We start from the raw sequence: 24,777 nt of genomic DNA on the forward strand, positions 1-24,777 counted from the left end.
ACACGTTGTGACCATTACGTAATATGGTCACGAAAATCTCGTTAAGGAACGCCGATGCCTCCCCTGCGCCCGATTGCTCTTTTGGTTACCGCCAGCCTCCTGGCAGGTTGTGCGGTGGGTCCGGATTACCATCGTCCAGACGCCCCGCTTTCAGATCATTACCTGGGGCAGTCCGCTGTCGAACCGCGATCCGGATCGACACCGGACAGCCTTGCCGCCTGGTGGGAAAGCTTCAATGATCCGCTGCTGACCGACCTCATCGACCAAGCCTTGCAGCAGAATCTGGACCTGGCACAGGCTTCGGCGCGCGTCACCCAGGCCAAGGCCGGCCTGGGCGCCGCAAATGCAGCACTGCTGCCCTCGGCGAACATCAGCGCACAGGCGGCACGCGCTTATCAGTCCGTCGAGACGCCACTGGGCCAGGTGTTGAATTCAGCACCGGGCTACGACCGTTACGGCAATGCCTACGAGGCCAACCTCGAGGCAGGCTGGGAAGTCGATGTCTTTGGCGGACTGCGCCGCGGGCGTGAGGCGGCACTGGCTGAGTATCAGGCCTCAGCAGCGGGTTTCACGGCGACGAGGCTGGCGATCGCTGCGCAAACGGCCGATATCTACATCACTCTGCGCGGATTACAGGCGCGGCTGGACATCGCCAACCGGCAAGTCGATACCCGGCGCGCGTTGCTGGAAAAGGTCCGGTTGCTTTACGGCAAGGGTCTGGCCGCGGAGTATCAGGTGCGCCAGGCCGAGGGTGAGTTGTCGCAAGTCGAGGCGACCGTTCCGGTACTGCAAAGCGGTCTGGAGGCGGCCATGAATGCAATGGACGTGCTGCTCGGCACGCCTCCCGGCACTCACCGCACGCAACTGGCACGTGAGGGCGAAATTCCCGATGTGCCGTCGCTGACTGCGCTGGGCACACCGGCAGATCTGCTGCGGCGCAGACCGGACCTGATCGTGGCCGAACGCCGTCTTGCGGCCTCCAACGCGCGTATCGGTGAAGCGATTGCCGAGTACTACCCGAAATTTTCCCTCAGCGCCTTGCTCGGCAGCGCGACAGCCGTCTCCGGCGGCAATCTTTTCACCGGCGGCGCAAGCCAGTCTGCCGGTGTGTTGGGTTTGCGCTGGCGGCTATTTGACTTCGGACGCATCAACGCCCGGATCGATCAGGCCAAAGGTCAGGAATCTGAAGCACTGGCGGCCTATCGCCAGTCAGTACTGCGTGCCACCGAAGATGTAGAGAACGCGCTGTCTTCACTGGTGAATCGGCAAACCCAGACCACCACCCTGACCGGCGGCGAAGCGGCGCTGACTCAAGCACGCCAGTCCTCGTTCACCGCCTATGAAAAAGGCACCGCCAGCCTGATCGATGTCCTGCACGCCGACGAAACATTGCTGCAGGCCTCCGACGCCAGAGCGCAGGCGCGGACGGAATCGGCCCGTGCGGCGGTGGCGGTATTCAAGTCGCTGGGCGGGGGCTGGCAACCCACTGAATCACAACCTGTAGCGGCACGCTGAGCAGCACCACCAGATCGCTTTCAGGTCAGGGCATCAGGCTACGCAGAATGAGGTTGGAGGTCAGCGTGGGCGCTACCTCGATAAAATCGAGATTGTGCTGCAGCAACAACGGGTTGACGAAGGGACGCAGGGCCAGATGAATCGCCTCGACGGTCTCGTCCAGCGGAGTCTTGCGCTCGAACTCTCCGAGCTCTCGCCCTTCACGCACGATGTCGAAGATAAAGCGCTTGATCTGCTCCTCATACACCTGAGCACATGGCCAACGCTCCGCTGCGGAGAATGCCGCGATGTCGTAAAGCTTGCGATCATTGAAGAACAGGTCCACACCCGTGGCAATCACGGTCTTCACCAGCCGGCGGAAACGCTCGGTCGGCGAAATCCCCTCTGCGTTAACAGCCTGTTCGACCGCTGCAACCATTTGCCCCAGACAATTTGAGCAGATCGCTTCGCCGATCGCCTGCTTGGAATCAAAGAATTTATAGATGTACGCCTTGGAAAAACCGATGGCCCTGGCCAGATCGGAAACCGTGGTTTTGCCATAGCCGTATTGGCTGAAGTGTTCATTGGCTGCCGCGACAATCTGATCACGAATGTCGTGATCGACTGGGCCACGTGGGCCGGGCGAAGATATCGATGGCTGATTCATGGGCGTAGCTTACTCAGCCTGTCGAGGTCTTACAAATCGTGACCAATAGAATACATATTCACGAAAAACGGCTGTCTGAAACGGGCTGACGTTCAAGTCATCGAACAGGGCGGATCGGCCCTTCTACGGTGTTTCCACTTCATCGACCGGCAACACCGGCAATGAAGCAAACATTTCGGCGCGGCATACCTCAAGGATTTCATCCGCCAAGGCGGAATCATCCGGACAGGCGCGTGACAAGACAATTGCGCCGACCGCACGCGACAGCAAGTCGATCATTTTCTTCCTCCCCTCGCCCTCCGCGGCATCCGGCCCTGTCGGATATTTTTCCCCCAGAGTTTGCAGGGTGCGTTCAATGCCTTCGGCAAACGTGGCTTTCACATCGTCCGACTGACGCGCCGCGTCGCCACACAGTGCGGCCATCGTGCAACCGCTACCGCGTCCGTCGCGATGTTCTCTGTTCACATAAACGTTGATGAAACCGGGGACATCGAGCGCCTGGGCACCGGTCAACGATTTGCCGAGACTGCAGGCCGAAGCTTCGGCCATCAGGTCGGCCTTCGACCCGAAATGCTTGTAGAAGCCTCCATGGGTGAAACCGGCAGCCGCCATGAGATCCGCCACACCGACGCCGTCAAAGCCACGCTCACGGAACAGCTCTGAGGCCGTCTCAACGATGTGTTCTCGATTGGCCTGCGCCTGGGCCTTGGTCACTCTCACGTGCAATACCTCGTGTTTAGCGGGAATTCCTGCCTCCGATGATACATAGATGTCGCCCATAATCAAAACCATTGACACTTTAGATTTCGATCATCATCCTAATTTCACACCCCACCGATCTCCATCAACGGGCACGGAAGATTCATCAGATGACCAAAAAGACTCTGTTCACCCCTTACACCCTGGGCAGTCTCACGCTGTCGAACCGCGTAGTTCTCGCACCGCTGACACGCAACCGCGCAGGCCAGGGCTTTGTCCCCAGCGAATTTGCGGCTGTCTATTACAGCCAGCGCGCCAGCGCCGGTTTGCTGATCAGCGAAGCGACGCAGATTTCCCGACAGGGTCAGGGTTATCAGGACACCCCCGGGATCTACACACAGGCGCAGATAGACGGTTGGCGCACAGTCACCGATGCCGTCCACGCCAAAGGCGGAAAAATCTTCTTGCAGCTATGGCATGTCGGCCGCGTGTCGCACGTTGACTTGCAAGAAAACGGCGCAGCACCGGTGGCTCCTTCTGCGCTGCGTGCCGCTACCAAAGTGTTCGTCAACAACCGCTTTGAAGACGTTTCCGAACCCCGCGCGCTGGAAACCAGCGAACTGTCAGGGATCGTTTCCGATTTCCGCCAGGCTGCAGCCAACGCGGTCGCCGCCGGGTTCGACGGCGTGGAGATTCACGGTGCAAACGGCTACTTGCTGGATCAATTCCTCAAGGACAACGCCAATCGGCGCACCGACGCTTACGGCGGTTCGATTGAAAATCGTGCGCGTCTGTTGCTCGAAGTGACGGAGGCGGTCGTCAATGAGATCGGCGCGGATCGCACCGGTGTGCGTCTGTCTCCAGTGTCGCCGGCCAACGGCGTATCCAGCAGCGATCCGCAGGCGCAATTCAATTACGTCGTCGAGCAACTCGACGCCCTCGGTGTGGTTTATCTGCACGTGGTCGAAGGCGCGACCGGCGGCCCGCGCGACGTGGCCCCTTTCGATTTCGGCGCCCTGCGCCAGCGCTTCAAAAACACCTATATCGCCAACAACGGCTATGACCTGGACCTGGCGAACGCGCGGCTCGCCGAAGACCAGGCCGACCTGATCGCCTTCGGTCGCCCGTTCATTGGCAACCCGGATCTGGTGGAGCGCCTCAAGCAGGGCGCGCCGCTGTCCGCGTTCAATCCCGCCACCCTCTACGGCGGCGGCGCGGCGGGCTACATCGACTACCCGACTCTCGCTGAATCGAGCGTCAGCGCAAGCTGAGCGCGTTCCGTTTCTGACCTTCTGAAAGAGAGATACCCCATGAGCACTCGCCCTACTGTTCTCATCACCGGCGCCTCCACCGGCATTGGCGCCGTCTATGCCGAACGCTTCGCGCAACGCGGTCACGATCTGGTACTGGTCGCCCGTGATCAGGCTCGCCTGGACACACTGGCAGCGCGCTTGCGCAGCGAGCACGACGTCGCCGTCGATGTCATCCCGGCAGACCTGACCCAACTCGGCGATCTGACCACCGTTGAAAGCCGCCTGCGCGACGACGCCCGTATCGGCATTCTCGTCAACAACGCCGGCGCTGCGCTGTCCGGCCACTTTGTCGACCAAAGCACCGACAGCGTTGCGCAACTGGTTGCCCTCAACACCACGGCGCTGGTGCGGCTCGCCAGCGCCATCGCCCCACGCCTGGCCAAGGCCGGCGACGGCGCAATCATCAACATCGGTTCGGTGGTAGGCCTGGCGCCGGAGTTCGGCATGAGCGTCTACGGTGCAACCAAGGCCTTCGTGCTGTTCCTGTCCCAGGGACTGAGCCTGGAACTGTCGCCGCAGGGTGTCTATGTGCAAGCCGTGCTGCCCGCCGCCACTCGCACGGAAATCTGGGATCGCTCCGGCGTCGACATCAACACCCTGAGCGAAATCATGGAAGTGGGTGATCTGGTGGATGCCGCACTGGTCGGCTTCGATCGTCGCGAACCTGTGACCATCCCGCCGCTGCACGAAGCCGAGCGCTGGGATGACCTGCAGGGCGCACGCCAGGGCCTGCTGGGGCAAATCCGCCAGTCTGCGGTCGCCCAACGCTACCAGACGCCACAGTGATTTTTTGCTAGCGAGCATTCGCGGCAGATTCGATGCAGGCACATGGCATTGCATCGAATGCTGCCGGCTTGCCGGAGTGACAATGAGTTCAATACAGACAAATTCCCGCCCGGGTTCGCCGACGTCATTCATCGACGCAGCGAACCAGTCGATCACGGTCAACGGCATTCCCTTCGCCTACCGCGACACCGGGCCCGCAACCGGCGTGCCGCTTGTACTGTTCAACCATTGGGGCGCGGTGCTGGACAACTTCGACCCCGCGATCATCGATGGCCTGGCGCAAACCAGACGCGTCATCACCACAGACTATCGCGGCATCGGCAACTCGGGTGGGACCGCGCCACTGACGGTGGGTGAAATGGCCGACGATGCCATCCAGCTGATCAGGGCGCTGGGGCTGAAAACCGTGGATGTGCTCGGATTTTCCCTCGGGGGTTTCGTCGCTCAGGACATTGCCCTCAAGGCGCCTGACTTGGTACGCCGGTTGATTCTGACCGGTACTGGACCGGCGGGCGGCACCGGCATCGATAAGGTCGGCACAGTGTCATGGCCATTGATCCTCAAAGGCTTGCTGACCCTGCGCGATCCCAAGTTCTACCTTTTCTTCACCTCGTCGGCCAATGGGCGACGGTCTGCCTCGCAGTATTTAAGGCGCCTCAAGGCACGCAAGAACAATCGCGACAAGGGCCCGACGCCACGCGCCTTCCGGCGACAATTGAAAGCTATCACGGCGTGGGGCAAACAACCGCGGCAAGCGCTTGGACGCTTGCGCACGCCGACGCTGGTCGTCAACGGCGACAACGACATCATGGTGCCCAGCGTTAACTCGTTTGAACTGGCCAGGCTTATCCCCGACGCACAGTTGGTGATTTATGAGGATGCCGGGCACGGCGGGATTTTCCAGCATCACGCCGACTTTGTGGCCAAGGCGCAGGCGTTTCTCGATGCTTGATCACGTCACGCAGCAACACCGCAACCCACCGACTACCCTCCGTACAACCAGCAAGAGCCGCACCACGATGAAAGCATTTCTGATTGATGGCTATGGCAAGAACCCCGGACGCATTAGCGAAGCGCCCGCCCCCGCAGTCGGTGCCCACGACGTCTTGATCGAGGTCCATGCGAGCAGTGTCAACGTGCTGGATTCGAAGATCAGCAAAGGCGAGTTCAAGCTGATCCTGCCCTACGCCTTTCCGTTGATCCTGGGCAATGACCTGGCGGGGGTCGTGGTTGAAGTCGGTTCGAAGGTGACACGCTTCAAACCGGGAGACGCGGTATATGCTCGCCCGCCCGAAGCGCGGATCGGGACGTTCGCCCAATTGATCGCCGTGAACGAAAACGCCGTGGCCCTGAAACCTGCCAATACCGACATGGCACAAGCCGCGTCCCTGCCCTTGGTTGCACTGACCGCCTGGCAAGTACTGGTTGAAACCGCCCGGCTGCAAAAGGGCCAGAAAGTGCTGATTCACGCAGGCTCAGGCGGCGTCGGCACCATTGCCATTCAGCTTGCCAAACACCTCGGTGCGTTTGTCGCCACAACCACCAGCACCGCCAATGTCGAATGGGTCAAGGCGCTGGGGGCCGATCTGGTGATCGACTACACACAGCAGGACTTCGAAAATGTGCTGCATGACTATGACGTGGTGCTGAACAGCCTCGGCGCCGACGTGCTGGAGAAGTCACTCAAGGTCCTCAAGCCCGGCGGCCAACTCATTTCCATCTCGGGCCCACCCACTGTGCAGTTCGCGCGGGAGCAAGGGTTGTCCTGGCCATTGCAGCAAGTCATGCGCCTGCTGAGCCTTGGCATTCGTCGCAAAGCGCGCAAGCAGGACGTCAGCTATGCGTTTGTGTTCATGCGAGCCAATGGCGCTCAACTGCAACGCATCACCGCGCTCGTTGAGGGCGGAATCATCAAACCTGTGGTTGATCGCTCCTTCCCCTTTGAATCAACGGCTGAAGCATTGAAGTACGTTGAGCAGGGACGCGCCAAGGGCAAGGTCGTTGTTGCGCTCAAATGACCACGCCGCCTGTTTCTGAATCGAACGTAGACACTGCACAGCCTTTACTGCTGGAGCGGCCCTCAGCCGAAGTGATTTCGCCAGAGGAGCAGCAAGTGCTTCAACCGGATGATGTGCAGGTTCAAGCGCCCGTTATCGTTTGGCGCAGTTTGATGCTTGAGCCATGAGGAAGGTTGCAGGTGATCTCGTCAGGCTGTCGCGCTCGACTCGACAAGATGAATTTGCGTGGCATTGCGTCCGGCCAGCCAGGCCAGCACGGAAGCGGCGACCAGGACAGCGGCGCTAAGCTCGAAGGTGGCTTTGTAGCCGCTCAAATCAAAGGCCAGACCGCCAATGATTGCGCCGCCGGCGATCGCCAGTTGGACGATGGCTACCAGCAAGCCGCCTCCCGCTTCAGCATCATCCGGGAGCGTCTGCGCCAGCCATGTCCACCAGCCGACCGGCGCGGCCGTGGCGACCAGCCCCCAGAGTCCGAGCAACACAGCGGTCAGCACCGGCGATTTGCCGAAGCTGACCAACGCCAGCGCGATCACCGCCATGATCAGCGGAATGGCGGTCAGCGTGCGGTAGAGGCCGCGCCCCATAAACCGTTCGATCAGAAAGGTGCCGATAAAACCGGCCAGTCCCAGCCCCAGCAGCATGAACGACAAGGTTGAGACACTGACGCCCGTCACGCCCTCAAGAAATGGTCGCAGGTAGGTGAACAGCATGAACTGGCCCATGAAAAAGACGCTGACGGCGACCATGCCCAAGGCCACTGGCAATTGCTTCATCAGCCGCAGAACGTTGCCGCTACCGGCCTGGCGCTCGGCTTTGAAAGACGGAAGGCTGATCAGTAGCCACACGGCGGCAAGCACCGCGACCGGAACCACACAGAAGAATGCGCCGCGCCAGCCGATCAACGAGCCCAGAAAGCTCCCCGCCGGAGCGGCGATGACCGTGGCCAAAGCGTTGCCGCCATTGACGATGGCCAGCGCGCGGGAAACCTGTTCAGGCTTCACCAGGCGCATGGCAGTCGCCGCCGACAACGACCAGAAACCACCGATCGCAATCCCGATCAGCGCACGTCCAAACATGAATGACGGGTAGCCCGGGGCGAGCGCGACGACCGTTCCGGAGACGATCATCAGCAAGGTCAGGCCCAGCAGAAGCTGCTTGCGTTCGATGCGAGCGGCGACCGAGGCGATCAACAAACTGGTGATCAAGGCAAAGGCACCGGACACGGAAATCCCCTGCCCGGCCTGGCCTTCGGTGATGTGCAGGTCTGCCGCAATCGGCGTCAGCAGGCTGACGGGCATGAACTCGGAAGCGACCAGAGCGAATGCGGCCAGCGACATCGCCAGCACGGCGCTCCAGCCGCCTGTTCTTTTAGAAGGATCTGTAGAAGGAAACGTCATGGAAACTACCTGTGATGCGAAAAACGTAGGGGGTGATGCGCAGGGGCAAGCAGTTTGTCGCCCGTCCGGGCACTGCCCCTGTAACAGATAGACACATTCTCCCGGTCAACCCGGTGCTTCCCTAGTGCATTCCTCTTGAATGCTTGCCTGATCCTCTGGGGATGCAGGGTGACGGATAGGAAACGTCTCGCGCGCGCATTAGAGTTCAGTCAAAGGAGTGAGCCCACATGATCCCTACCCCTCTACCCCTGGAATCACCTTTGGCACGGCACATCGACCCACGTGTGAACGCACCGGGTGACTTCGCCACGTCGATACCCGGGCTGTCGCTGTTTCGTCGCGACCAGCCGGCGCCCCCCGTTGTGTGCATGATCGAACCCAGCCTGATTCTCGTGGGTCGCGGCGAAAAGCGCTTGTGGGTCGGTGGTGAGGGCTACAGCTATGACCCGTCGCGGTTTCTGGTCACGTCGCTGGATCTGCCCGCGAACTCCGAAGTAATGCTCGCCAGTCCCGAGCGGCCCTGTGTCGGCTTCGTGCTGAAGCTGGATGTCAGCATGCTTGCCGAGGTCATCACCAAGAGCGGCTTGCCGGCCAAGCGCCAGCCATCAACGGGTACGGGCGCTGCGATTGGCAGCCTGTCGTCAGTTTTGGAGGACGCGCTCGATCGCCTGCTGGCATTGCTCGATGAACCCGAGGCGATCCCGGTCCTGGCGCCGCTGATCCTGCGAGAAATCCACTATCGGCTGCTCCATACCGACCAAGGCCCACGGCTGCGGCAGATCACTGCCGTCGACGGTCAGGGTTATCGCATCGCCAAGGCGATTGACTGGCTCAAGGTCAACTACACCGATGCCCTGCGCATCGACGATCTGGCCGCGCGGGTGCAGATGAGCACGCCGACCTTTCACCATCATTTCCGCCAGCTCACCGGCATGAGTCCGCTGCAGTACCAGAAATGGCTGCGGCTCAACGAAGCCCGGCGGCTGATGTTGGTCGAGCGCCTGGACGTGTCGCGGGCGGCGTTTGCGGTCGGCTATGAAAGCCCTTCGCAGTTCAGCCGCGAATATGGCCGCCTGTTCGGTACCGCACCGAGCCGCGACATGGCCCTTTTACGCGGACAGCCCTACGAGGCAGAAGCGCTCGGCACAGTCGCGAATTGAACGAAAACCGGTGATGCGCCTCGCTGCGTGTCACTGCTTATAACAATGCACGTCAACCGATGATCAGCGGGTGAATCATGGAACTACGAATCAACCAGAAGACCTATCAGGTCGATGCCGACGCCGATACGCCCTTGCTGTGGGTGATCCGCGATGATCTGGGCATGACCGGCACCAAGTACGGCTGCGGACTGGCGCAATGCGGCGCCTGCTCGGTGCTGGTGGACGGCAATGTGGTGCGTTCCTGCGTCACGCCGGTGGCCGGTGTGGTCGGCCGCGAGGTCACCACCATTGAGGCCATCGAGGCCGATGACGTGGGCAAGCGGGTGGTCTCGACCTGGGTCGATCTGCAGGTTGCCCAGTGCGGCTACTGCCAGTCCGGGCAGGTGATGGCCGCCACCGCGCTGCTCAAGCAGAACCCCAAACCGAGTGATGCGCAGATCGAGGCGGCGATGGTCAATCTGTGCCGCTGCGGTACTTACAACGCCATTCATGCCGCCGTGCATGAGCTTGCCGGCAAGGGGGACGCGTGATGAACGTTCGTATCGACCCTTCACAGCACGCTTCAGTACTGGATCTGCATGAACCGATCAATGTGTCGCGCAGACGTTTCCTGACCGGTACCGCCGTCGGCGCACTGGTGCTCGGCTTCGGTCTGCCACTGGGTACAACGCGCGTACAAGCTGCAGCTTCTGCGACGGCCGAGCGCGGCACACAGGTCCCGGCGTTCCTCGAGATCCGCCCGGACAATCGGGTGCGCCTGCTCTGCCCGTTCATGGAAGGCGGACAAGGCACGTTCACTGCGATGGCGCAGATTGTCGGTGAAGAGCTGGATGCCGACCCGGCAACCTTTCTGGTCGAAGCCGCTCCGCCTGGCGAAGCCTATGTGGTGATGGAAAACGGCATGCGCATCACCGGTGGCAGTATGTCGGTGCGCATGAGTTACCCGGTCATGCGCCGCCTCGGTGCCCTTGCCCGCGCCATGCTGTTGCAGGCGGGCGCGCAGCAACTTGGCGTGCCGGTGAGCGAGTTGAGCACCGAGCCTGGCAAAGTGGTGCACGCCAAATCGGGCCGCTCGCTGGCCTACGGTGAACTGGCCGAGCGCGCAATGGATTTGCCGGTTCCCGATCCGGCCTCTGTGAAGCTGCGCGATCCGAATCAGTTCCGCTGGATCGGCAAACCGGTGAAGCGCCTCGATGCCTACGACAAGTCCACGGGCAAGGCGCTGTACAGCATCGATCTGAAGGTCGACGACATGCTGCATGCCGCCGTTCAACATGCCCCGCGCCTGGGGATGACCGTGGGCAACCTGCGCAATGAAGACCAGGTCAAGGCGATGAAAGGCGTGCATTCCGTGCATCGTCTGCCGGGTGCCGTGGCGGTGGTCGCCGAGCGCTGGTGGCACGCCAAACGTGCCGTCGAGGCGATCCAGGTCGACTGGCAAGAGCCGACGGCCGACAGCCAAGTGCGGCCGATGCCCGCCGACTTTTCCAGCGATGCCTGGTTCAAGCGCCTCGCTGAAGATAAAAGCCCCGCCAGAGACGATGAACATGAGGGCGATGTGGCTTCGATTCTCAAGGAGTCCAAGACCCGGATCGACGCCACTTACCACAACCAATACCTGAACCACGGCCAACTGGAGCCGCCTTCCGCGCTGGCCCGGTTCAATCCGGACGGTTCGCTGGAAGTCTGGTTGCCGAATCAGGCGCCGGACATGTTCCGCGCCGACATCGCCAAACGCACCGGGCTGGATCCGTCGCGCATCACTTTGCATTCGCCGCTGCTGGGCGGGTTCTTCGGTCGGCATTTCCTCTACGACTCGGCCAGCCCCTACCCTCAGGCCATCGCGCTGTCCAAAGCGGTTGGTCGCCCGGTCAAACTGATCTGGAGTCGTGAGGAAGAGTTCCTGCGTGACGTGCTTCGCCCGGTTGCCGCGGTGAATTTCCGTGCCGCGCTGGACAACGACGGCTGGCCGCTGGCAATCGAAGCGATCAGTGCCACCGAAGGCCCGACCGAAGCCCTCGCCGGCAAGCAGGGTGAAAAGCTCGATCCGACGGCACTTGAAGGCTTGTCGGGCAAGTCCTATGCGATCCCCAACAAGCGCATCGCGCAGATCTACGTCAAAGGCCCGGCGATGCTCGGCTATTGGCGTTCGGTGGGCAATTCCCTCAACGACTTCTTCTATGAATCGTTCCTCGATGAACTGGCCGACAAGGGTGGCAAGGACCCGTTCGACCTGCGCCTGCATTTGCTGCGCGGCAACCAACGGCTGACCACACTGCTGCAATCCGTGGGTGAACTGTCAGGTGGCTGGAAACGTGGGCCGTTTACCGCCGAGGATGGCAGCCGACGTGCGCGCGGGGTGGCAATGGCTTCGCCGTTCGGTACGGAGACGGCGGTGATCGCCGAGGTGTCCATCGAGAACGGCCAGGTCAAGGTGCATGACATCTGGCAGGCGATTGACCCGGGCAGCATCGTCAACCCGGCGATTGTCGAGGCTCAGGTCAATGGCGCCGTGGCGCTGGGCCTGTCGCAAACACTGGTGGAAGAAGCCGTGTGGATCGATGGCAAACCCCGGGCGCGCAACTACGACTTGTATCCGATCCTGCCGCCTGCGCGGATGGCACGGGTTCATGTGCGTGTGGTCGAGAGCGGAGAAAAAATGGGTGGCATCGGTGAACCGCCGTTGCCTGCGGTCGCGCCCGCTGTCGCTAACGCGGTGGCAGCGCTGACCGGTCAGCGGGTGCGCAGCCTGCCCATGAGCCGACACACCTTCAGTTGATCAGCGCCGGAGCGTCCATGAATAACAGCCGATTCGCAAGAACCGCTGGCTGGCTGGCGGTGCCGTGCCTGGTCGCGGCAGGCCTGCTGGCCTGGTATGTCACCCGCGAGCCTGTCTCGCGCCTGGAGAACCATCAAATCGCCGTGGCCGATATCGACCCGGCGTTGGTAGCTCGGGGCGAATACGTCGCCAGGCTCAGCGATTGCGTGGCCTGTCACAGCGTGCCGGGTGGCGCGCCATTCGCCGGCGGCCTGGAAATGGCCACGCCGCTGGGCGCGATCCATGCGACCAACATCACCCCGGACTCGGAAACCGGCATCGGCCACTACAGTCTGGCGGACTTTGATCGTGCCGTTCGCCACGGCGTGGCGCCCGACAGTCGCCGTTTATACCCGGCCATGCCCTACCCGTCCTACGCCAAGCTCAGTGATGACGACGTGCGAGCGCTGTATGCGTTCTTCATGAAAGGGGTGGCGCCGGTCAAACAGGCGAACATCCCCAGTGCGATTCCATTTCCGCTGAACCTGCGTTGGCCAATTGCGCTGTGGAACGGTGTATTTGTCGACGCCGAACCTTATGTGACCAAACCGTCGCAGGATGAACGATGGAACCGCGGCGCTTATCTCGTGCAGGGTGCCGGACACTGTGGCAGTTGCCACACGCCGCGCGGCCTGGCGTTCAACGAGAAGGCACTTGACGAGTCCGGCAAGCCATACCTGGCCGGTGCCCTGCTCGATGGCTGGTACGCCCCGAGCCTGCGTGATGATCACAACACCGGGCTCGGCCGCTGGAGCGAGCAAGAGATCGTGCAGTTCCTCAAGACCGGTCGCAACCAGCACGCGGTGGTCTACGGCTCGATGACCGAGGCGTTCAACAACTCCACGCAGTTCATGAGCGATGACGATCTGACCGCGATTGCCCACTACCTGAAGTCGCTACCCGGGGATCGCGAACGGGATGGCGCGCCTTGGCAGTATCAAGCGGTTTCGGCAGCGCAACGTCTGGAATCGCCCGGTGCACAGACCTACGTGACGCGCTGTGCATCGTGCCACGGTCTGGACGGCAAGGGTCAATCGCAATGGATGCCGCCACTGGCAGGCGCCACCTCGGCATTGGCCAAGGAAAGTGCCTCGGCAATCAACATCACTCTGAATGGATCGCAACGAGTGGTGACGGCCGGCGTGCCGGATGCCTATCGCATGCCAGCCTTCCGTGAGCAGCTGTCGGATCAGCAGATCGCCGAGGTGCTGACCTTCATGCGCAGCACCTGGGGCAATCAGGGCAGTGCTGTTGATGCAAACACGGTTGGCAAGCTGCGTGAGCACACCGATCCGGCCAGCAGCAGTCCGATCATCCTGCAGATGCGTTAAGAGGAAAACCCGACGGGAGCCATCGACTTGCGTGTGGAAACGCCCTTGCGCCGTAGCACATTCCACACCTCGTCGAATGAACATACATTCATCTAAAACATCGCTCCAAGCGTCTAGTCTGCGGGTTCCGACATAGTGACTACAGGAGTTACCCACCATGTTCTCGCATGAAAGCATCCCGCTGATCATCATCTTCACCATCATGCTGCTTGGCGTTCTCGTCGCCGTCCTCCACCCGGTACATGCTGTCGTCACGTGGCTTCGCAGACGCCGCGAAGCATCTGCAACGCAACGTACGCGAAACGCCGATTCGCGCTGAATACGTCCATCACCCGCCCGGCAAGGTCCGGGCTTTCGGCTCCCCCTGCGCTGCACCCGGTTAAAAACGGCCAGGTGTGACCCCTTCCACACCGATAAGGCTACAGAGCGATACAAAAGCGCCACTGCACGACACATCCCGGGTACACGCCAATGCAAAAGTGTGGGCCATCGGAACCTTCGCTGTCCGACATCCCCCATCACTCAGGCAGGTATTTCCATGATCAATCAACTCGACACCGTGCTGTACACCGGCAAGACCCGCACCACTGGCGGGCGCGATGGCGCCTCACGCAGCTCGGACGGCAACCTGGACATCAAGCTTTCGCCACCGGGTTCAAATGGCAGCGGCACCAATCCGGAACAACTGTTGGCCGCCGGTTGGTCAGCCTGCTTCATCGGCGCCATGGGCAAGGCAGCCGCGGCACAGAAGATCAGGCTTCCGGCGGATGTGGCGGTCGAAACCGAAATCGATCTGGGCAAGGCCGGCGATGCATTCTTTCTTCAGGCGCGCTTGAATGTCAGCCTGCCGGGGCTGGAGCCTATGGTTGCCCAGGCGCTGGTGGACGCTGCGCATCAGACCTGCCCTTACTCAAAAGCCACTCGCGGCAACATCGACGTCACCCTGCGGTTGATCTGAATCAGCCCTGTTTGATCCTGCAAACCGCCCGATACACGGCTTCGGGCGGTTTTTTTTTACAGAGTTGAGCGATGCCGTTCCTCCGGTTCAAACAACCAGAGGAGCGAACGGTCATTGAATGATTTACGCGAACGATGTCTCGTGCTCGCTTTCGTGGACGTAAATCCACGAGATTCCCGATGGCGAATCCGGGTCGAGGCGCATGAGCGCCGAGTCGACTTTCTTCTTGGTGATCCCGTTCTTGACCAGGTCGAAAACCGTCAGGAAGAAATCACCGGGAAGCGGCGTGATCGAGAGATTGATGATGTGCGATTCGGGGCTGCCGGCACGCTGGCCGTGCAGACCCCAAAGGCGTTCCCAGTAGTTTTCCCGGTCCATGATCTGACCGTCCGTGAGCACCACTCGAAAATCATTCGCCAGGGCATCGTACAAAGGCTTGATCGCGTCTTCCGACTGGGAAGCCACACCGCGCGACCACGGGAAAAAGAGGTTGTACCAGCGGTACACCTCGGCTTTGACGAGTGCGGTTTTATCGGTTGTTTCGGTGACTCGGCTGATTGCCATCTGCGTTCTCCTTAACGAGCTCAAAGGCGCGGGTTCTCCGTTACGCATCGCCTGGGCGATGCTGCGCGCCTCATTCAAGATCCATCCTGAAATCAACGTCACGGGGTCAGCTCGAAAGCGCTTAATGACTTCAGAATGTCTCCTGTCATTTGGCTGACCCGGCCACAAAAGTAGACACCAACCTGTTGGTTTGCATGGCAAGCTGACCAACGGTGTAACCGGCTCCTGCGCTGCAAGTGCCGCGCTTAAGCGGTTCCTTGATCACGTTTGTCCACTCCCTCTCCTCCTGCGCAATTTCACATTTTTTTCACGAAGCGCTTTGTTGCTGTAAAAAACCCTGACACAATTATTAGCAATGATTCTCAACAGCTCTTTGTTTGCTATTTAAAAATCAGGAAGCCTTCATGTCGCGCCCTACCTCGCCGCATCGTTTCAACCCGTCACGCAACCTCCTGTCCATGGCCATCTGCATGGCCGTCATGGCCCCGGCGCTGGCCGATGAAACCCGCGAGGCGCAGGACACCGCCCCGCCCGCCACCCTCGAGCTCGGCGCGACCGCCATCACATCGACCCAACTGGGCAGCACCACCGAAGGCTCGGAGTCCTACACCACCGGCACCATGGCCACCGCCACCAAACTGCCGTTGACACTGCGCGAAACACCGCAAGCCGTGACCGTCATCACCCGCCAGCGCATGGACGATCAGGCGATGACCAGCATCAATGACGTGGTCAACGCCACGCCAGGGTTGTTCCTCGACTACTCCAACGGCCCAGGCCGGCAGGCCTACAAAGCCCGGGGCTTCAACATCGACAACCTGATGTACGACGGCATTCCAAGCGGCTACGACGGCGTGAACGTCGGATCCCAGCCGAATCTGGCGATGTTTGATCGGGTCGAGGTTGTTCGGGGTGCGACCGGTCTGGTCACCGGTGCCGGCAACCCTTCGGCGGCGATCAACCTGGTGCGCAAACGGCCATTGGCCGAGCAGCGCGTGACCCTGACCGGCGCCGCCGGGACCTGGGACAACTATCGCGGCGAGCTCGATGCTTCCAGCCCGCTCAACGACAGCGGCACCCTGCGCGGCCGGGTGGTCACGTCCTACCACGACGCCAACAGCTTCATCGATGACGTGGACGAACAACACAACCTGTTCTACGCCGTCACCGAAGCCGATCTGAGCGACGACACCACTTTGACCCTCGGTTTCTCGCACCAGAAGGACAGGACCAACTACTTCTGGGGGTCATCAATGATCGGTCTCGACGGCCATCACCTGGATCTGCCGCGCTCGTATAACCCCGGCACCTCCTGGGAAGACAAGGATCAGGAGATCAACACGGTCTTCGCCGAGATCCGTCAGCAACTGGCCAACGACTGGAAGCTGCAGGTCAACGCCAACTATTCCGAGCAGAACGCGCTGTTCTCTGGCTCGTACCAGTCGCGCTGGGTCAACGACACCCTGGCCCGCACGGTTTACCAGTCCAAGGCCGATGAAAACCAGGCAGGTCTCGACGCCTTCTTCAGCGGCCCGTTCGAAGCCTTCGGGCGCAGCCATGAACTGGTGGTCGGCGCCAGCAAACGCATCTACGACCTGACCACTCACAACTACTCGCCCTATGACACAAACTGGCCGATCAACGCCGGCAAACCGGACTTCGTCCACACCAACAACACGCGTGAAGTCACCACTCAGGACGGCGTGTACCTGACGACTCGCCTGAGCCTGGCCGACCCGCTGAAGCTGATCCTCGGCGGGCGTCTGGACTGGTACGACTACGACAACCGCGATGGCGACGGCGACTACAAAGTCACCCGCAACGTCACCCGCTATGCCGGTCTGATCTACGAGCTGGACGACCATCATTCGGTGTACGCCAGCTACAGCGACATCTTCACCCCGCAGAGCAACAAGGGCACCTCCGGTAACCCGGTCAAGCCGATCGTAGGCAAGAACTACGAGGTCGGCATCAAGGGCGAATACCTGGGCGGCGCGCTGAACGCCAGCCTCGCCGTGTTCCGCGTCGATCAGGAAAACCGCGCGGTGCAAGTGTTCGTCCCGAACTGCCCGCAGTCGTCCTGCTATGAAGCCTCCGGCGAGATCCGCAGCCAGGGTATCGACCTCGAGCTGCAAGGCGCGCTCACCGACAACTGGCAGATCGGCGGCGGCTACACCTACGCCCGTACGCACACCATCAAAGACGAGGCGAACCCGCAGAACGTGAACAAGCAGTTCGACACCGACACCCCGGAACACCTGTTCAAACTGACCACCCGCTACAACTTCCAGGGCCCGCTGGAAAAACTGCGCGTGGGCGGCAACATCTCCTGGCAGAGCCGCATGTACAACGACATCGAACTGCTCGATGGCGGCAACTACCGCCTCAAGCAAGGCGCTTACGCCGTGACCGACCTGATGGCCGGCTACCGGGTCAATGACAACCTCGACCTGCAACTCAACGCCAACAACATCTTCGACCGCAAGTACTACTCCACCATCGCCAACTCCGTCAGCTACGGCGGCGACAGCTATGGCACGCCGCGCAACATGATGCTGACGGCCAAGTACACCTTCTAAGTAGTCCAGGCGCAGGGACGCGCCAACCCCGCAGCACTCCTCTCGCCACGCCCTACATACCAAAGCGTTAATTTCGAAAACCCATGTCTGGTGGTCAGTGGTTGTCCTTTGCCCAAAGATTGCCTTCGGCCAGGGCGGCAGCCTTGCGCCGCCTGTGCAACTTCTTTAATTCAATGGGTGTTCAAAATGACTGACGAGAAAAACGGAACCACCCGTCGTGGCTTGATCACGACGGGCGCCATGGCCGCAACCCTGGCAGTGGCATTGCCGGCGCTGGCGACGCAGCAGACACCGGCATCCGCGTCAGGGGTCAGCAAAAGCGCCGGCAACGGCAGTGGCTCGGGAATGCTCACCGTCAGGGATGGCACGCAGATTTTCTACAAGGACTGGGGCCACGGCCAGCCGATCGTTTTCCACCACGGCTGGCCCCTTTCGAGTGATGACTGGGACACGCAAATGCTGTTCTTCCTCAACAAGGGCTTTCGCGTCATCGCCCATGATCGACGTGGCCATGGTCGCTCCTCGCAAACGGCCATGGGCAACGCAATGGACACCTACGCCGCCGACGTTGCCGAGTTGATGGCGCACCTGAACATCCGCAACGCCGTGCACATCGGCCACTCCACCGGCGGCGGTGAAGTGGCGCGCTACGTGGCGCGGCATGGTCGCGGCCGGGTGGCCAAGGCCGTGCTGATCGGCGCCGTGCCGCCCATCATGCTGCGCACCGCAAAAAATCCCGGCGGCCTGCCGATGGAGGTGTTTGACGGTTTGCGCAAAGCACTCGCGCAGAATCGCAGCCAGTTTTATCGTGACTTCCCGAGTGGACCGTTCTACGGCTTCAATCGCCCAGGTGCGAAAGTGTCTGAGGCGATCGTCGAAAACTGGTGGCGTCAGGGCATGAACGGCGGGATCAAGGCGCAATACGACTGCATCAGCGCGTTCTCCGAAACCGACTTCACCGATGACCTGAAAAACATCGATGTGCCGACCCTGGTGCTGCACGGTGAAGATGACCAGATCGTGCCGATCACCAATTCGGCTCACCTCTCAATCAAATTGCTCAAGCACGGCACGCTGAAAACCTACCCCGGCCAGCCCCATGGCATGTGCACCACCCACGGCGACACCATCAACGCGGACCTTCTGGCGTTTATCAATGCATGAGGTTCCAGGGCCGCGCCCTCACGACAAGCCACGTACAGCCCCCTGAAAAGAAAAGCTCCGATCGAGTCGGAGCTTTTTTTATTGGGCGAATCACACAGCCGTTGCAGTTATCTACCGGGCCATCATCAACGCCTGATCGACGGGCAACGCCGGGCGCAGCTTGGGCACTACCTGCAACTCAATCGGCGTACCGAAAAACGCCTGGCAGCGCGAACGCAGCCAACGCTGAGCGCAATCGTTGTGCGCAGCGGCACGCCAGACCATGGAAAGCTCCCGCGATGGCAGCAACAGAGGGGCCGGCTCGGCCCTGATGCCATTCACCGAGGCCATGGCCCTGGCCACGTAATCCGGAACGATGACCAGCATGTCGCTCTGCGCCAACAACCTTGGCAAGGCACTGAACTGCGGCACTGCCAGCACCACTTTGCGCCGACGTCCGAGCAGGTCCAGCGCGTGGTCGGTGTCGTCTTTGGCTTTGCCCATGGATGACACGATGGCGTGCGGTCGCTCGCAGAACTCATCGAGCGCCAGCAGGCCCGGGCGGGTATCCGAGCGCAGGAGCATTGGCCGGATCGACCGTAGACTCTTGCGTCGGGCGTTGGCCGGCAGATCGAGCGTAGGGCTGATGCCCAGAGAAATCTCGCCATTGAACAGCCGCTGCGACATCTGCTGCTGATCGACGCGCAGCACCACCAAGGCAATATTCGGCGCCTCGCTACGAAGCTGGCGCAGCAGTCGCGGGAGCAACGCGTATTCGACATCGTCGGACAGGCCGACCTGAAAGGTCACCTCGCTGGTAGCTGGGTCGAAGGGCTGACAACGGCTCAACGCCGCGACAACGCCATCCAGCGCCGGCGTCAGGTTGGCGAAAATTTCCTCGGCCCGCCTTGTCGGCTCCATCACCCTCCCCGCACGAACGAACAACGGATCGTCAAAAAGCACACGCAAACGCCCCAGCGCGGCACTGATGGTTGGTTGACCGAGAAACAGCTTCTCGCCGACCCGGCTGACGTTGCGCTCATGCATCAGCGTCTCGAAGACCACCAGCAGATTGATGTCGACACGACGGAGTTCATTTCTGTTCATGAAGTTCACCACCCGGCACGCGGCCATTGAGATCGACGGAGAGCTGTTAAAGGTTAAGGGCGCGGCTGCCGGACGTCTGTGGTACTTGGGGACAGCGGGATCATGCGTTAGGTGAGTGTTTTGATACTTGTGTATGAACCGTTTGAAACCGATAGCTGCATCGGGCCGCGCAAAGACCGGTGCAATGGCCGTTTTTTCGGGTTTTTTGTCCTAGCTGACGGCGTGCTGCGCCACTACGATGCTTAACCGTCTATCTACTCACGCCCACACCTGCGCAACGTGTCGCACGGCGCTATCGCCAGCGGGACCGTGTCTCTGGTCGGGCATCAACCCGCACGAGCAAACACCGGCCGCCCGGCCAAGGGATTCGCCACAACGTCACAACCTTTTGGGAAAAGAGCAATGAACAACAATCCCATCAGCAACAACCCCAGCGAGCCGGTGGTATTCATCGTCGACGACGATGCCGCGTTGCGCGACTCCCTCGGCAGCCTGTTGCGCTCCATTGGTCTGCGGGTGGAGCTGTTCGGGTCGGTCGCCGAGTTCATGACGTATCAACGTCCGGACACGCTGAGTTGCCTGGTACTCGACGTGCGCCTGCAAGGCAGCAGCGGGCTGGATTTCCAGAATGAACTGGCCACCGCCGGAATCAATGTGCCAATCGTGTTCATCACCGGACACGGCGATATCGCCATGACCGTGCGCGCGATGAAAGCCGGCGCGGTGGACTTCCTGACCAAACCGTTTCGCGAGCAGGACCTGATCGATGCCGTCTGCGCCGCACACTCGCGGGACAAGCAGCGTCGCGAGTCAGGGCGGCATGCCGATGAACTGCGCGCCCGTCATGGGACGTTGACACCCCGGGAGCAGACGGTCATGGCGCTGGCGGCCTCAGGCTTGATGAACAAGCAGATCGCCGGGGAAATCGGCCTCAGTGAAATCACTGTGAAGATCCACCGGGGCCAGGCCATGCGCAAGATGGGCGCGCGCTCGTTTGCCGACCTGGTGCGCATGGCCGAGGTCATCGCGGCGCTGCCTGCACATCGGTGACCGAATGAAACGATACGGTATGGCTCAAGCCGCCGTGGCTGGCCGGCACAATCAACACTCAAGTTCCGAACAACTAACACTTGGGTATAGCCGGTTCATACGCAGTCATACTGCAAATGACCCAATGCAGCAGTGCCAGCGTAGAAGTCTTCGAATAAGATCTTTATTCAAATAACCATTACTCAATACAACGATTGGTGAATGACAGACAGTCGCCAACAACCGTCATGCCTGAAAAACAACTTCAGACTTTTTAACCTCTTCATTAATACGCCTTTCATAGCGTTTGCCTGCTTCATCGAAAGAACACGCCCTGCCGTCCGATAGCAAAAATCTGGAAGAATAAATGTCTATCATCAAACGTCGCGCACAACTTCTATGTTCAGACGCCTTCGCCTGGCTTTGCGCCATAGCGGTCGGCAGCATGATCTATATCACCAACGCGTACCTCGATCTGGACGTTGCGCCGACGTTGTTCTACATCACGCTGGTATTCATGTCAGCGAACATCTTCCCGGTACCGGTATTTCTTGCCGTCGCGTTGGGTTGCCTCACGCTGCTGACGGCCGACTTCCTGGTCGATGAAGGTTATCGCGATCACCGCAGCATCGCCGGATTCGTCAGGTGCCTGATCGCGCTGACGACCATTTCCCTGCTCGCGTTGCGCAGCAAACGCGCCACTGAAACGCTGCGGCGCAAGGAAGCGTTCTTTCTGGGCGCACAGAAACTTACCCACACCGGCAGTATCGGTTTCATCATCGATAAAAAGGTCAGCGTGTCATGGTCGCAAGAGTCGTCGCGTATTTTCGAGTATTCGCCGGACGTCACCCCGACACTGGCGCTGGTCAAGTCACGCACTCATCCCGACGACCTGCCGGTTATCGATCAGGTGCTGGAGCAGTTTGCGCGCCGGCAGGAGCTGGTCGAAGTCGAGCATCGGCTGCTCATGCCGGATGGTCGGATCAAGCACGTGCAGATGATCGCCAGCCCGTTGCCCAGACATCGCGGGCGCACGCAATACGCCGGGGCGCTGATGGACGTCACCGCCAGCAAACAGTCGGAAGAGGCGTTGTTTCACTCGCAAGCCACCCTCGCCCACGTCACGCGCCTGACTTCCATGGGCGAACTGGCGGCCTCCATCGCCCACGAAATCAATCAGCCGCTGGCAGCGGTCATCACCAGCGGTGAATCCTGCAAACGCTGGATCAACCGGCCCGAACCCAACCTGGAAGAAGCCCGCCGTTCGCTGGACCGGATCATTCAAAACTCGGTCAGGGTCTCCGATGTCATCGCCTGTATTCGGGCGTTGTCGCGACACAGCGAGGTGCAACGCAATGTCGAAGTGTTCGACGAGATCGTCAGTGACTCGCTGACGCTGATGCAACATGACATCAGCTTCCATGAGGTGCGCCCGCACGCCCGACTGGGCACTCACGGGGCACGAATCAAAGGTGACCGGGTACAGCTGCAGCAAGTCATCATCAATCTGATCATCAACGCCTGCCAGGCCATGGCCAATGTACTTGACCGCGCCCGGACGCTGCGGATCACCACCTCGATCCTGCACAACGAGGCCGTGCTTGAAATCGCCGACTCCGGCGTTGGCATTGCCGAGGACATCCTGCCTTCGCTGTTCGACCCATTCTTCACCACCAAGCCCACCGGCCTGGGAATGGGCCTCTCGATTTGCCGTTCGATCATTGAATTCCACGGCGGCCGCATCTGGGTCAACAGCACCGAGGGCGTCGGCACGCAGTTTGTGTTTGCGATTCCATTGGCTGCGCTCGAACACGATCAATGACAACCATCCACCCCTGATGTCGCCCGGTGGCGATATGGAGACCCGCATTGTCTATCCAACGTACAACCCCCGGCGCAGAACCCGAAACCCCGGTACACGAACGAACCGTCGTTTTCGTGGCATACCCGCAAATGGGCCTGCTGGATCTGACCGGTGCGCAGACCGTTTTCTGGGCGGCGACGTGCGGACTGGCGCAACTCGGTTTGCCCGGTTATGCCTTGCACACCGCGAGCCTGCAAGGCGGGCCGGTGCAGACCGGCGAAGGCCTGGTGGTTCAAACCCGGCGGCTGGATGAGCTCGGCGACGAGCCGATCAATACGTTGATCGTTCCGGGCTCGGCGTTCATCAGCCAGGCGTTGCGAGACAACGCGCCGCTGGTCGATTGGTTGCGCGCCACGTCAGCCACTGCAAACCGTACGACGTCGGTATGCAGCGGTGCTTTTTTCCTGGCTCAGGCCGGACTGCTCGATGGATTGCGCGTGGCGACACACTGGTTGATGGCTGACATGTTCGAGCGGCTGTTCCCCAGGGTCGAGCTGGATCGCGAGGCCATCTTCGTCCACCAGGCATCGGTGTGGACCTGCGCCGGCGTCAGCGCCGGGATCGATCTGGCGCTGGCGCTGGTCGAGGCCGATCACGGTCGCGAGCTGGCCATGCAGGTCGCCCGGCGCATGGTGGTGTACTACCGACGCCCGGACAACCAGAAACAGTGGAGTCCGCTGCTGCAATCACAACATTCAATCGCGCACGAGCGCTAGCCGGAGACGGTGGTCATGAACGCACCGCACAAACTGTATTTGGTCAGTCACCCGCCCTGCGTCACCCGCTATGGCACGCACACATCGTTGTCCACCGCTGAGCGCGTGGAGATCATCGACGCATTGACGCAGACCCTGAGCGCGACGCTGAGCATTCTGGTGCGACTCAGACACAGCCAGCAGACATTGCGCACCGTCAGCTTTTTGCCGGTGCAGACACTGTTGCGCAGACTGTTGAATGCCAATACCCGTTACGCCGACTTTCTCGTCACCGGCATCACCGACCTGGGCGGCCATGCCCAGCGCGACGCGCTCTACCACCTCAACGAGGCTCCCGAACCTTTATGCTTTGCCGACTGCCTTAAAGGCATTGACCGTGCCCTGCGCCGACTACGGGCCGCCGATGCCTTGTTCCGCGACTGTCGCGCCAGCGCAATTGCCAACAACGACTACGCCAGCCGACAACTCTTTGAAGCCTGCACTCGACATAACAGTTACTTTCTTTCGTTAATCAACAACCATTTATTTGCTGAACATTGATTAACTGTCGCAACTAACAAAAAACCAACTAAACATACCCACGTATACTATTCCACAATTTTTGAAAGCGTATCTTGCAAGTATGGCGGGCGCGACAGACACCCGCAAAGAACGCAAGGTTTCCCATGTTCAACTCAGCTATTGTTTCAGTTGTCGATGATGACGAACTTGTTCTGGTTTCAATGGACAGTTTGTTGCGGTCTTGCGGTTATACGGTCAAGACATTCAACAGTGCTTTTGCATTTCTTGAATCGAGCGCGCCAGAGCAGACCGGGTGTCTGATCTCGGACATTCAGATGCCAGGCATGTGCGGGGTCGAAATGTACGAGGCGCTGGCGGCCAGGAAGATCCATATTCCGACGATTTTCATCACGGGCAAACCGGGCCTGCCCCCCGAGTTCAGTGCCCGGGTAAGGACGCCGGAAGGTTATTTCTCCAAACCGTTCCATACCGAGGCTCTGCTGGCTTGCATCGAGCAGGCGCTGATGCGCCGTCGTTGAGCGGTCCTCTCGAACAACTCGATGCAGAGCCGCCGCTGCCCGACCGACAAACCTCAAAGCAAAAAAAGGCCCCGCAAGTTCGTCACTTGCG

23 protein-coding genes are annotated in these 24,777 nt (G+C 60.6%); 18 read left to right on the plus strand and 5 right to left on the minus strand.

Annotated elements, in window-relative coordinates:
- Positions 1–54 precede the first annotated feature (54 nt).
- The gene (locus ACTJK9_RS01460; RefSeq protein ID WP_440811524.1) at positions 55–1,515 is read left to right on the plus strand and encodes an efflux transporter outer membrane subunit; all 1,461 of its coding nucleotides are present in this window, start codon (positions 55–57) and stop codon (positions 1,513–1,515) included.
- Between the two features lie 25 nt (positions 1,516–1,540).
- Here ACTJK9_RS01460 and ACTJK9_RS01465 read toward each other — a convergent pair whose 3' ends face one another.
- Together ACTJK9_RS01465 and ACTJK9_RS01470 are read right to left on the minus strand one after the other, a co-directional pair.
- Positions 1,541–2,161 (minus strand): TetR/AcrR family transcriptional regulator, encoded by a 621-nt coding sequence (locus ACTJK9_RS01465; protein ID WP_440811526.1) that lies wholly within the window; start codon positions 2,159–2,161, stop codon positions 1,541–1,543.
- Positions 2,162–2,284: 123 nt separating this feature from the next.
- Positions 2,285–2,881: a TetR/AcrR family transcriptional regulator gene (locus tag ACTJK9_RS01470; RefSeq protein WP_172829529.1), complete on the minus strand. Its 597-nt coding sequence runs from the start codon at positions 2,879–2,881 to the stop codon at positions 2,285–2,287.
- Positions 2,882–3,030: 149 nt separating this feature from the next.
- Between ACTJK9_RS01470 and ACTJK9_RS01475 the strand changes: the two genes are divergently transcribed.
- The 4 genes from ACTJK9_RS01475 (at position 3,031) to ACTJK9_RS01490 (ending at position 6,977) form a co-directional block, all read left to right on the plus strand.
- On the plus strand, positions 3,031–4,131 hold the full coding sequence (locus ACTJK9_RS01475) for an alkene reductase (protein WP_440811528.1): 1,101 nt from the start codon (positions 3,031–3,033) through the stop codon (positions 4,129–4,131).
- A 39-nt stretch (positions 4,132–4,170) separates the two neighbouring features.
- Complete coding sequence (locus ACTJK9_RS01480) at positions 4,171–4,959, plus strand: SDR family NAD(P)-dependent oxidoreductase (RefSeq protein WP_440811531.1); 789 nt, start codon at positions 4,171–4,173, stop codon at positions 4,957–4,959.
- An 82-nt stretch (positions 4,960–5,041) separates the two neighbouring features.
- Complete coding sequence (locus tag ACTJK9_RS01485; protein ID WP_440811533.1) at positions 5,042–5,911, plus strand: alpha/beta fold hydrolase; 870 nt, start codon at positions 5,042–5,044, stop codon at positions 5,909–5,911.
- A 67-nt stretch (positions 5,912–5,978) separates the two neighbouring features.
- Entirely contained in the window at positions 5,979–6,977 is a 999-nt protein-coding gene (locus ACTJK9_RS01490) for an NADP-dependent oxidoreductase (protein ID WP_085611774.1), read from the plus strand.
- Between the two features lie 188 nt (positions 6,978–7,165).
- On the opposite strand, the gene ACTJK9_RS01495 is transcribed toward ACTJK9_RS01490, so the two are convergent.
- Positions 7,166–8,374: an MFS transporter gene (locus ACTJK9_RS01495; RefSeq protein ID WP_440811536.1), complete on the minus strand. Its 1,209-nt coding sequence runs from the start codon at positions 8,372–8,374 to the stop codon at positions 7,166–7,168.
- A gap of 227 nt (positions 8,375–8,601) precedes the next feature.
- On the opposite strand from ACTJK9_RS01495, the gene ACTJK9_RS01500 reads away from it, so the two are divergent.
- The 6 genes from ACTJK9_RS01500 (at position 8,602) to ACTJK9_RS01525 (ending at position 14,644) form a co-directional block, all read left to right on the plus strand.
- Positions 8,602–9,534 carry an AraC family transcriptional regulator N-terminal domain-containing protein gene (locus ACTJK9_RS01500; protein ID WP_440811539.1) on the plus strand — a complete coding sequence of 311 codons (933 nt, stop codon included), beginning with the start codon at positions 8,602–8,604 and terminating at the stop codon, positions 9,532–9,534.
- A gap of 77 nt (positions 9,535–9,611) precedes the next feature.
- Positions 9,612–10,067: a (2Fe-2S)-binding protein gene (locus tag ACTJK9_RS01505; protein WP_027613020.1), complete on the plus strand. Its 456-nt coding sequence runs from the start codon at positions 9,612–9,614 to the stop codon at positions 10,065–10,067.
- A complete protein-coding gene (locus ACTJK9_RS01510; protein ID WP_440811543.1) occupies positions 10,067–12,316 on the plus strand; it encodes a molybdopterin cofactor-binding domain-containing protein in 2,250 nt (749 codons plus the stop codon). Before ACTJK9_RS01505 ends, ACTJK9_RS01510 begins: the two co-directional genes overlap by 1 nt.
- A gap of 17 nt (positions 12,317–12,333) precedes the next feature.
- On the plus strand, positions 12,334–13,686 hold the full coding sequence (locus ACTJK9_RS01515; RefSeq protein WP_440811546.1) for a c-type cytochrome: 1,353 nt from the start codon (positions 12,334–12,336) through the stop codon (positions 13,684–13,686).
- A 157-nt stretch (positions 13,687–13,843) separates the two neighbouring features.
- On the plus strand, positions 13,844–14,005 hold the full coding sequence (locus ACTJK9_RS01520; RefSeq protein WP_166742318.1) for a hypothetical protein: 162 nt from the start codon (positions 13,844–13,846) through the stop codon (positions 14,003–14,005).
- Between the two features lie 219 nt (positions 14,006–14,224).
- Complete coding sequence (locus tag ACTJK9_RS01525; RefSeq protein ID WP_221399556.1) at positions 14,225–14,644, plus strand: organic hydroperoxide resistance protein; 420 nt, start codon at positions 14,225–14,227, stop codon at positions 14,642–14,644.
- A 123-nt stretch (positions 14,645–14,767) separates the two neighbouring features.
- Here ACTJK9_RS01525 and ACTJK9_RS01530 read toward each other — a convergent pair whose 3' ends face one another.
- On the minus strand, positions 14,768–15,286 hold the full coding sequence (locus ACTJK9_RS01530) for a hypothetical protein (protein WP_440811549.1): 519 nt from the start codon (positions 15,284–15,286) through the stop codon (positions 14,768–14,770).
- 326 nt (positions 15,287–15,612) lie between these two features.
- Between ACTJK9_RS01530 and ACTJK9_RS01535 the strand changes: the two genes are divergently transcribed.
- Both ACTJK9_RS01535 and ACTJK9_RS01540 read left to right on the plus strand, forming a co-directional pair.
- A complete protein-coding gene (locus tag ACTJK9_RS01535; protein WP_440811552.1) occupies positions 15,613–17,787 on the plus strand; it encodes a TonB-dependent siderophore receptor in 2,175 nt (724 codons plus the stop codon).
- 345 nt (positions 17,788–18,132) lie between these two features.
- On the plus strand, positions 18,133–18,951 hold the full coding sequence (locus ACTJK9_RS01540; protein WP_440811852.1) for an alpha/beta fold hydrolase: 819 nt from the start codon (positions 18,133–18,135) through the stop codon (positions 18,949–18,951).
- Between the two features lie 111 nt (positions 18,952–19,062).
- On the opposite strand, the gene ACTJK9_RS01545 is transcribed toward ACTJK9_RS01540, so the two are convergent.
- A complete protein-coding gene (locus ACTJK9_RS01545) occupies positions 19,063–20,037 on the minus strand; it encodes a LysR family transcriptional regulator (RefSeq protein WP_414881642.1) in 975 nt (324 codons plus the stop codon).
- 402 nt (positions 20,038–20,439) lie between these two features.
- On the opposite strand from ACTJK9_RS01545, the gene ACTJK9_RS01550 reads away from it, so the two are divergent.
- From ACTJK9_RS01550 to ACTJK9_RS01570, 5 genes are all read left to right on the plus strand, one after another.
- Positions 20,440–21,087: a response regulator transcription factor gene (locus ACTJK9_RS01550; RefSeq protein WP_440811556.1), complete on the plus strand. Its 648-nt coding sequence runs from the start codon at positions 20,440–20,442 to the stop codon at positions 21,085–21,087.
- A 346-nt stretch (positions 21,088–21,433) separates the two neighbouring features.
- Positions 21,434–22,888, plus strand: a complete 1,455-nt coding sequence (locus ACTJK9_RS01555) for a sensor histidine kinase (RefSeq protein WP_440811558.1) — start codon at positions 21,434–21,436, stop codon at positions 22,886–22,888.
- A 47-nt stretch (positions 22,889–22,935) separates the two neighbouring features.
- Entirely contained in the window at positions 22,936–23,646 is a 711-nt protein-coding gene (locus tag ACTJK9_RS01560) for a GlxA family transcriptional regulator (RefSeq protein WP_440811561.1), read from the plus strand.
- 15 nt (positions 23,647–23,661) lie between these two features.
- On the plus strand, positions 23,662–24,186 hold the full coding sequence (locus tag ACTJK9_RS01565) for a hypothetical protein (RefSeq protein WP_221399551.1): 525 nt from the start codon (positions 23,662–23,664) through the stop codon (positions 24,184–24,186).
- A gap of 125 nt (positions 24,187–24,311) precedes the next feature.
- Positions 24,312–24,686, plus strand: a complete 375-nt coding sequence (locus tag ACTJK9_RS01570) for a response regulator (RefSeq protein WP_221399550.1) — start codon at positions 24,312–24,314, stop codon at positions 24,684–24,686.
- The last annotated feature ends 91 nt before the right edge of the window (positions 24,687–24,777 follow it).

The sequence above is a fragment of the Pseudomonas sp. 22082 genome, assembly GCF_052046055.1.
Classification (GTDB): Bacteria; Pseudomonadota; Gammaproteobacteria; order Pseudomonadales; family Pseudomonadaceae; genus Aquipseudomonas; species Aquipseudomonas pharyngis.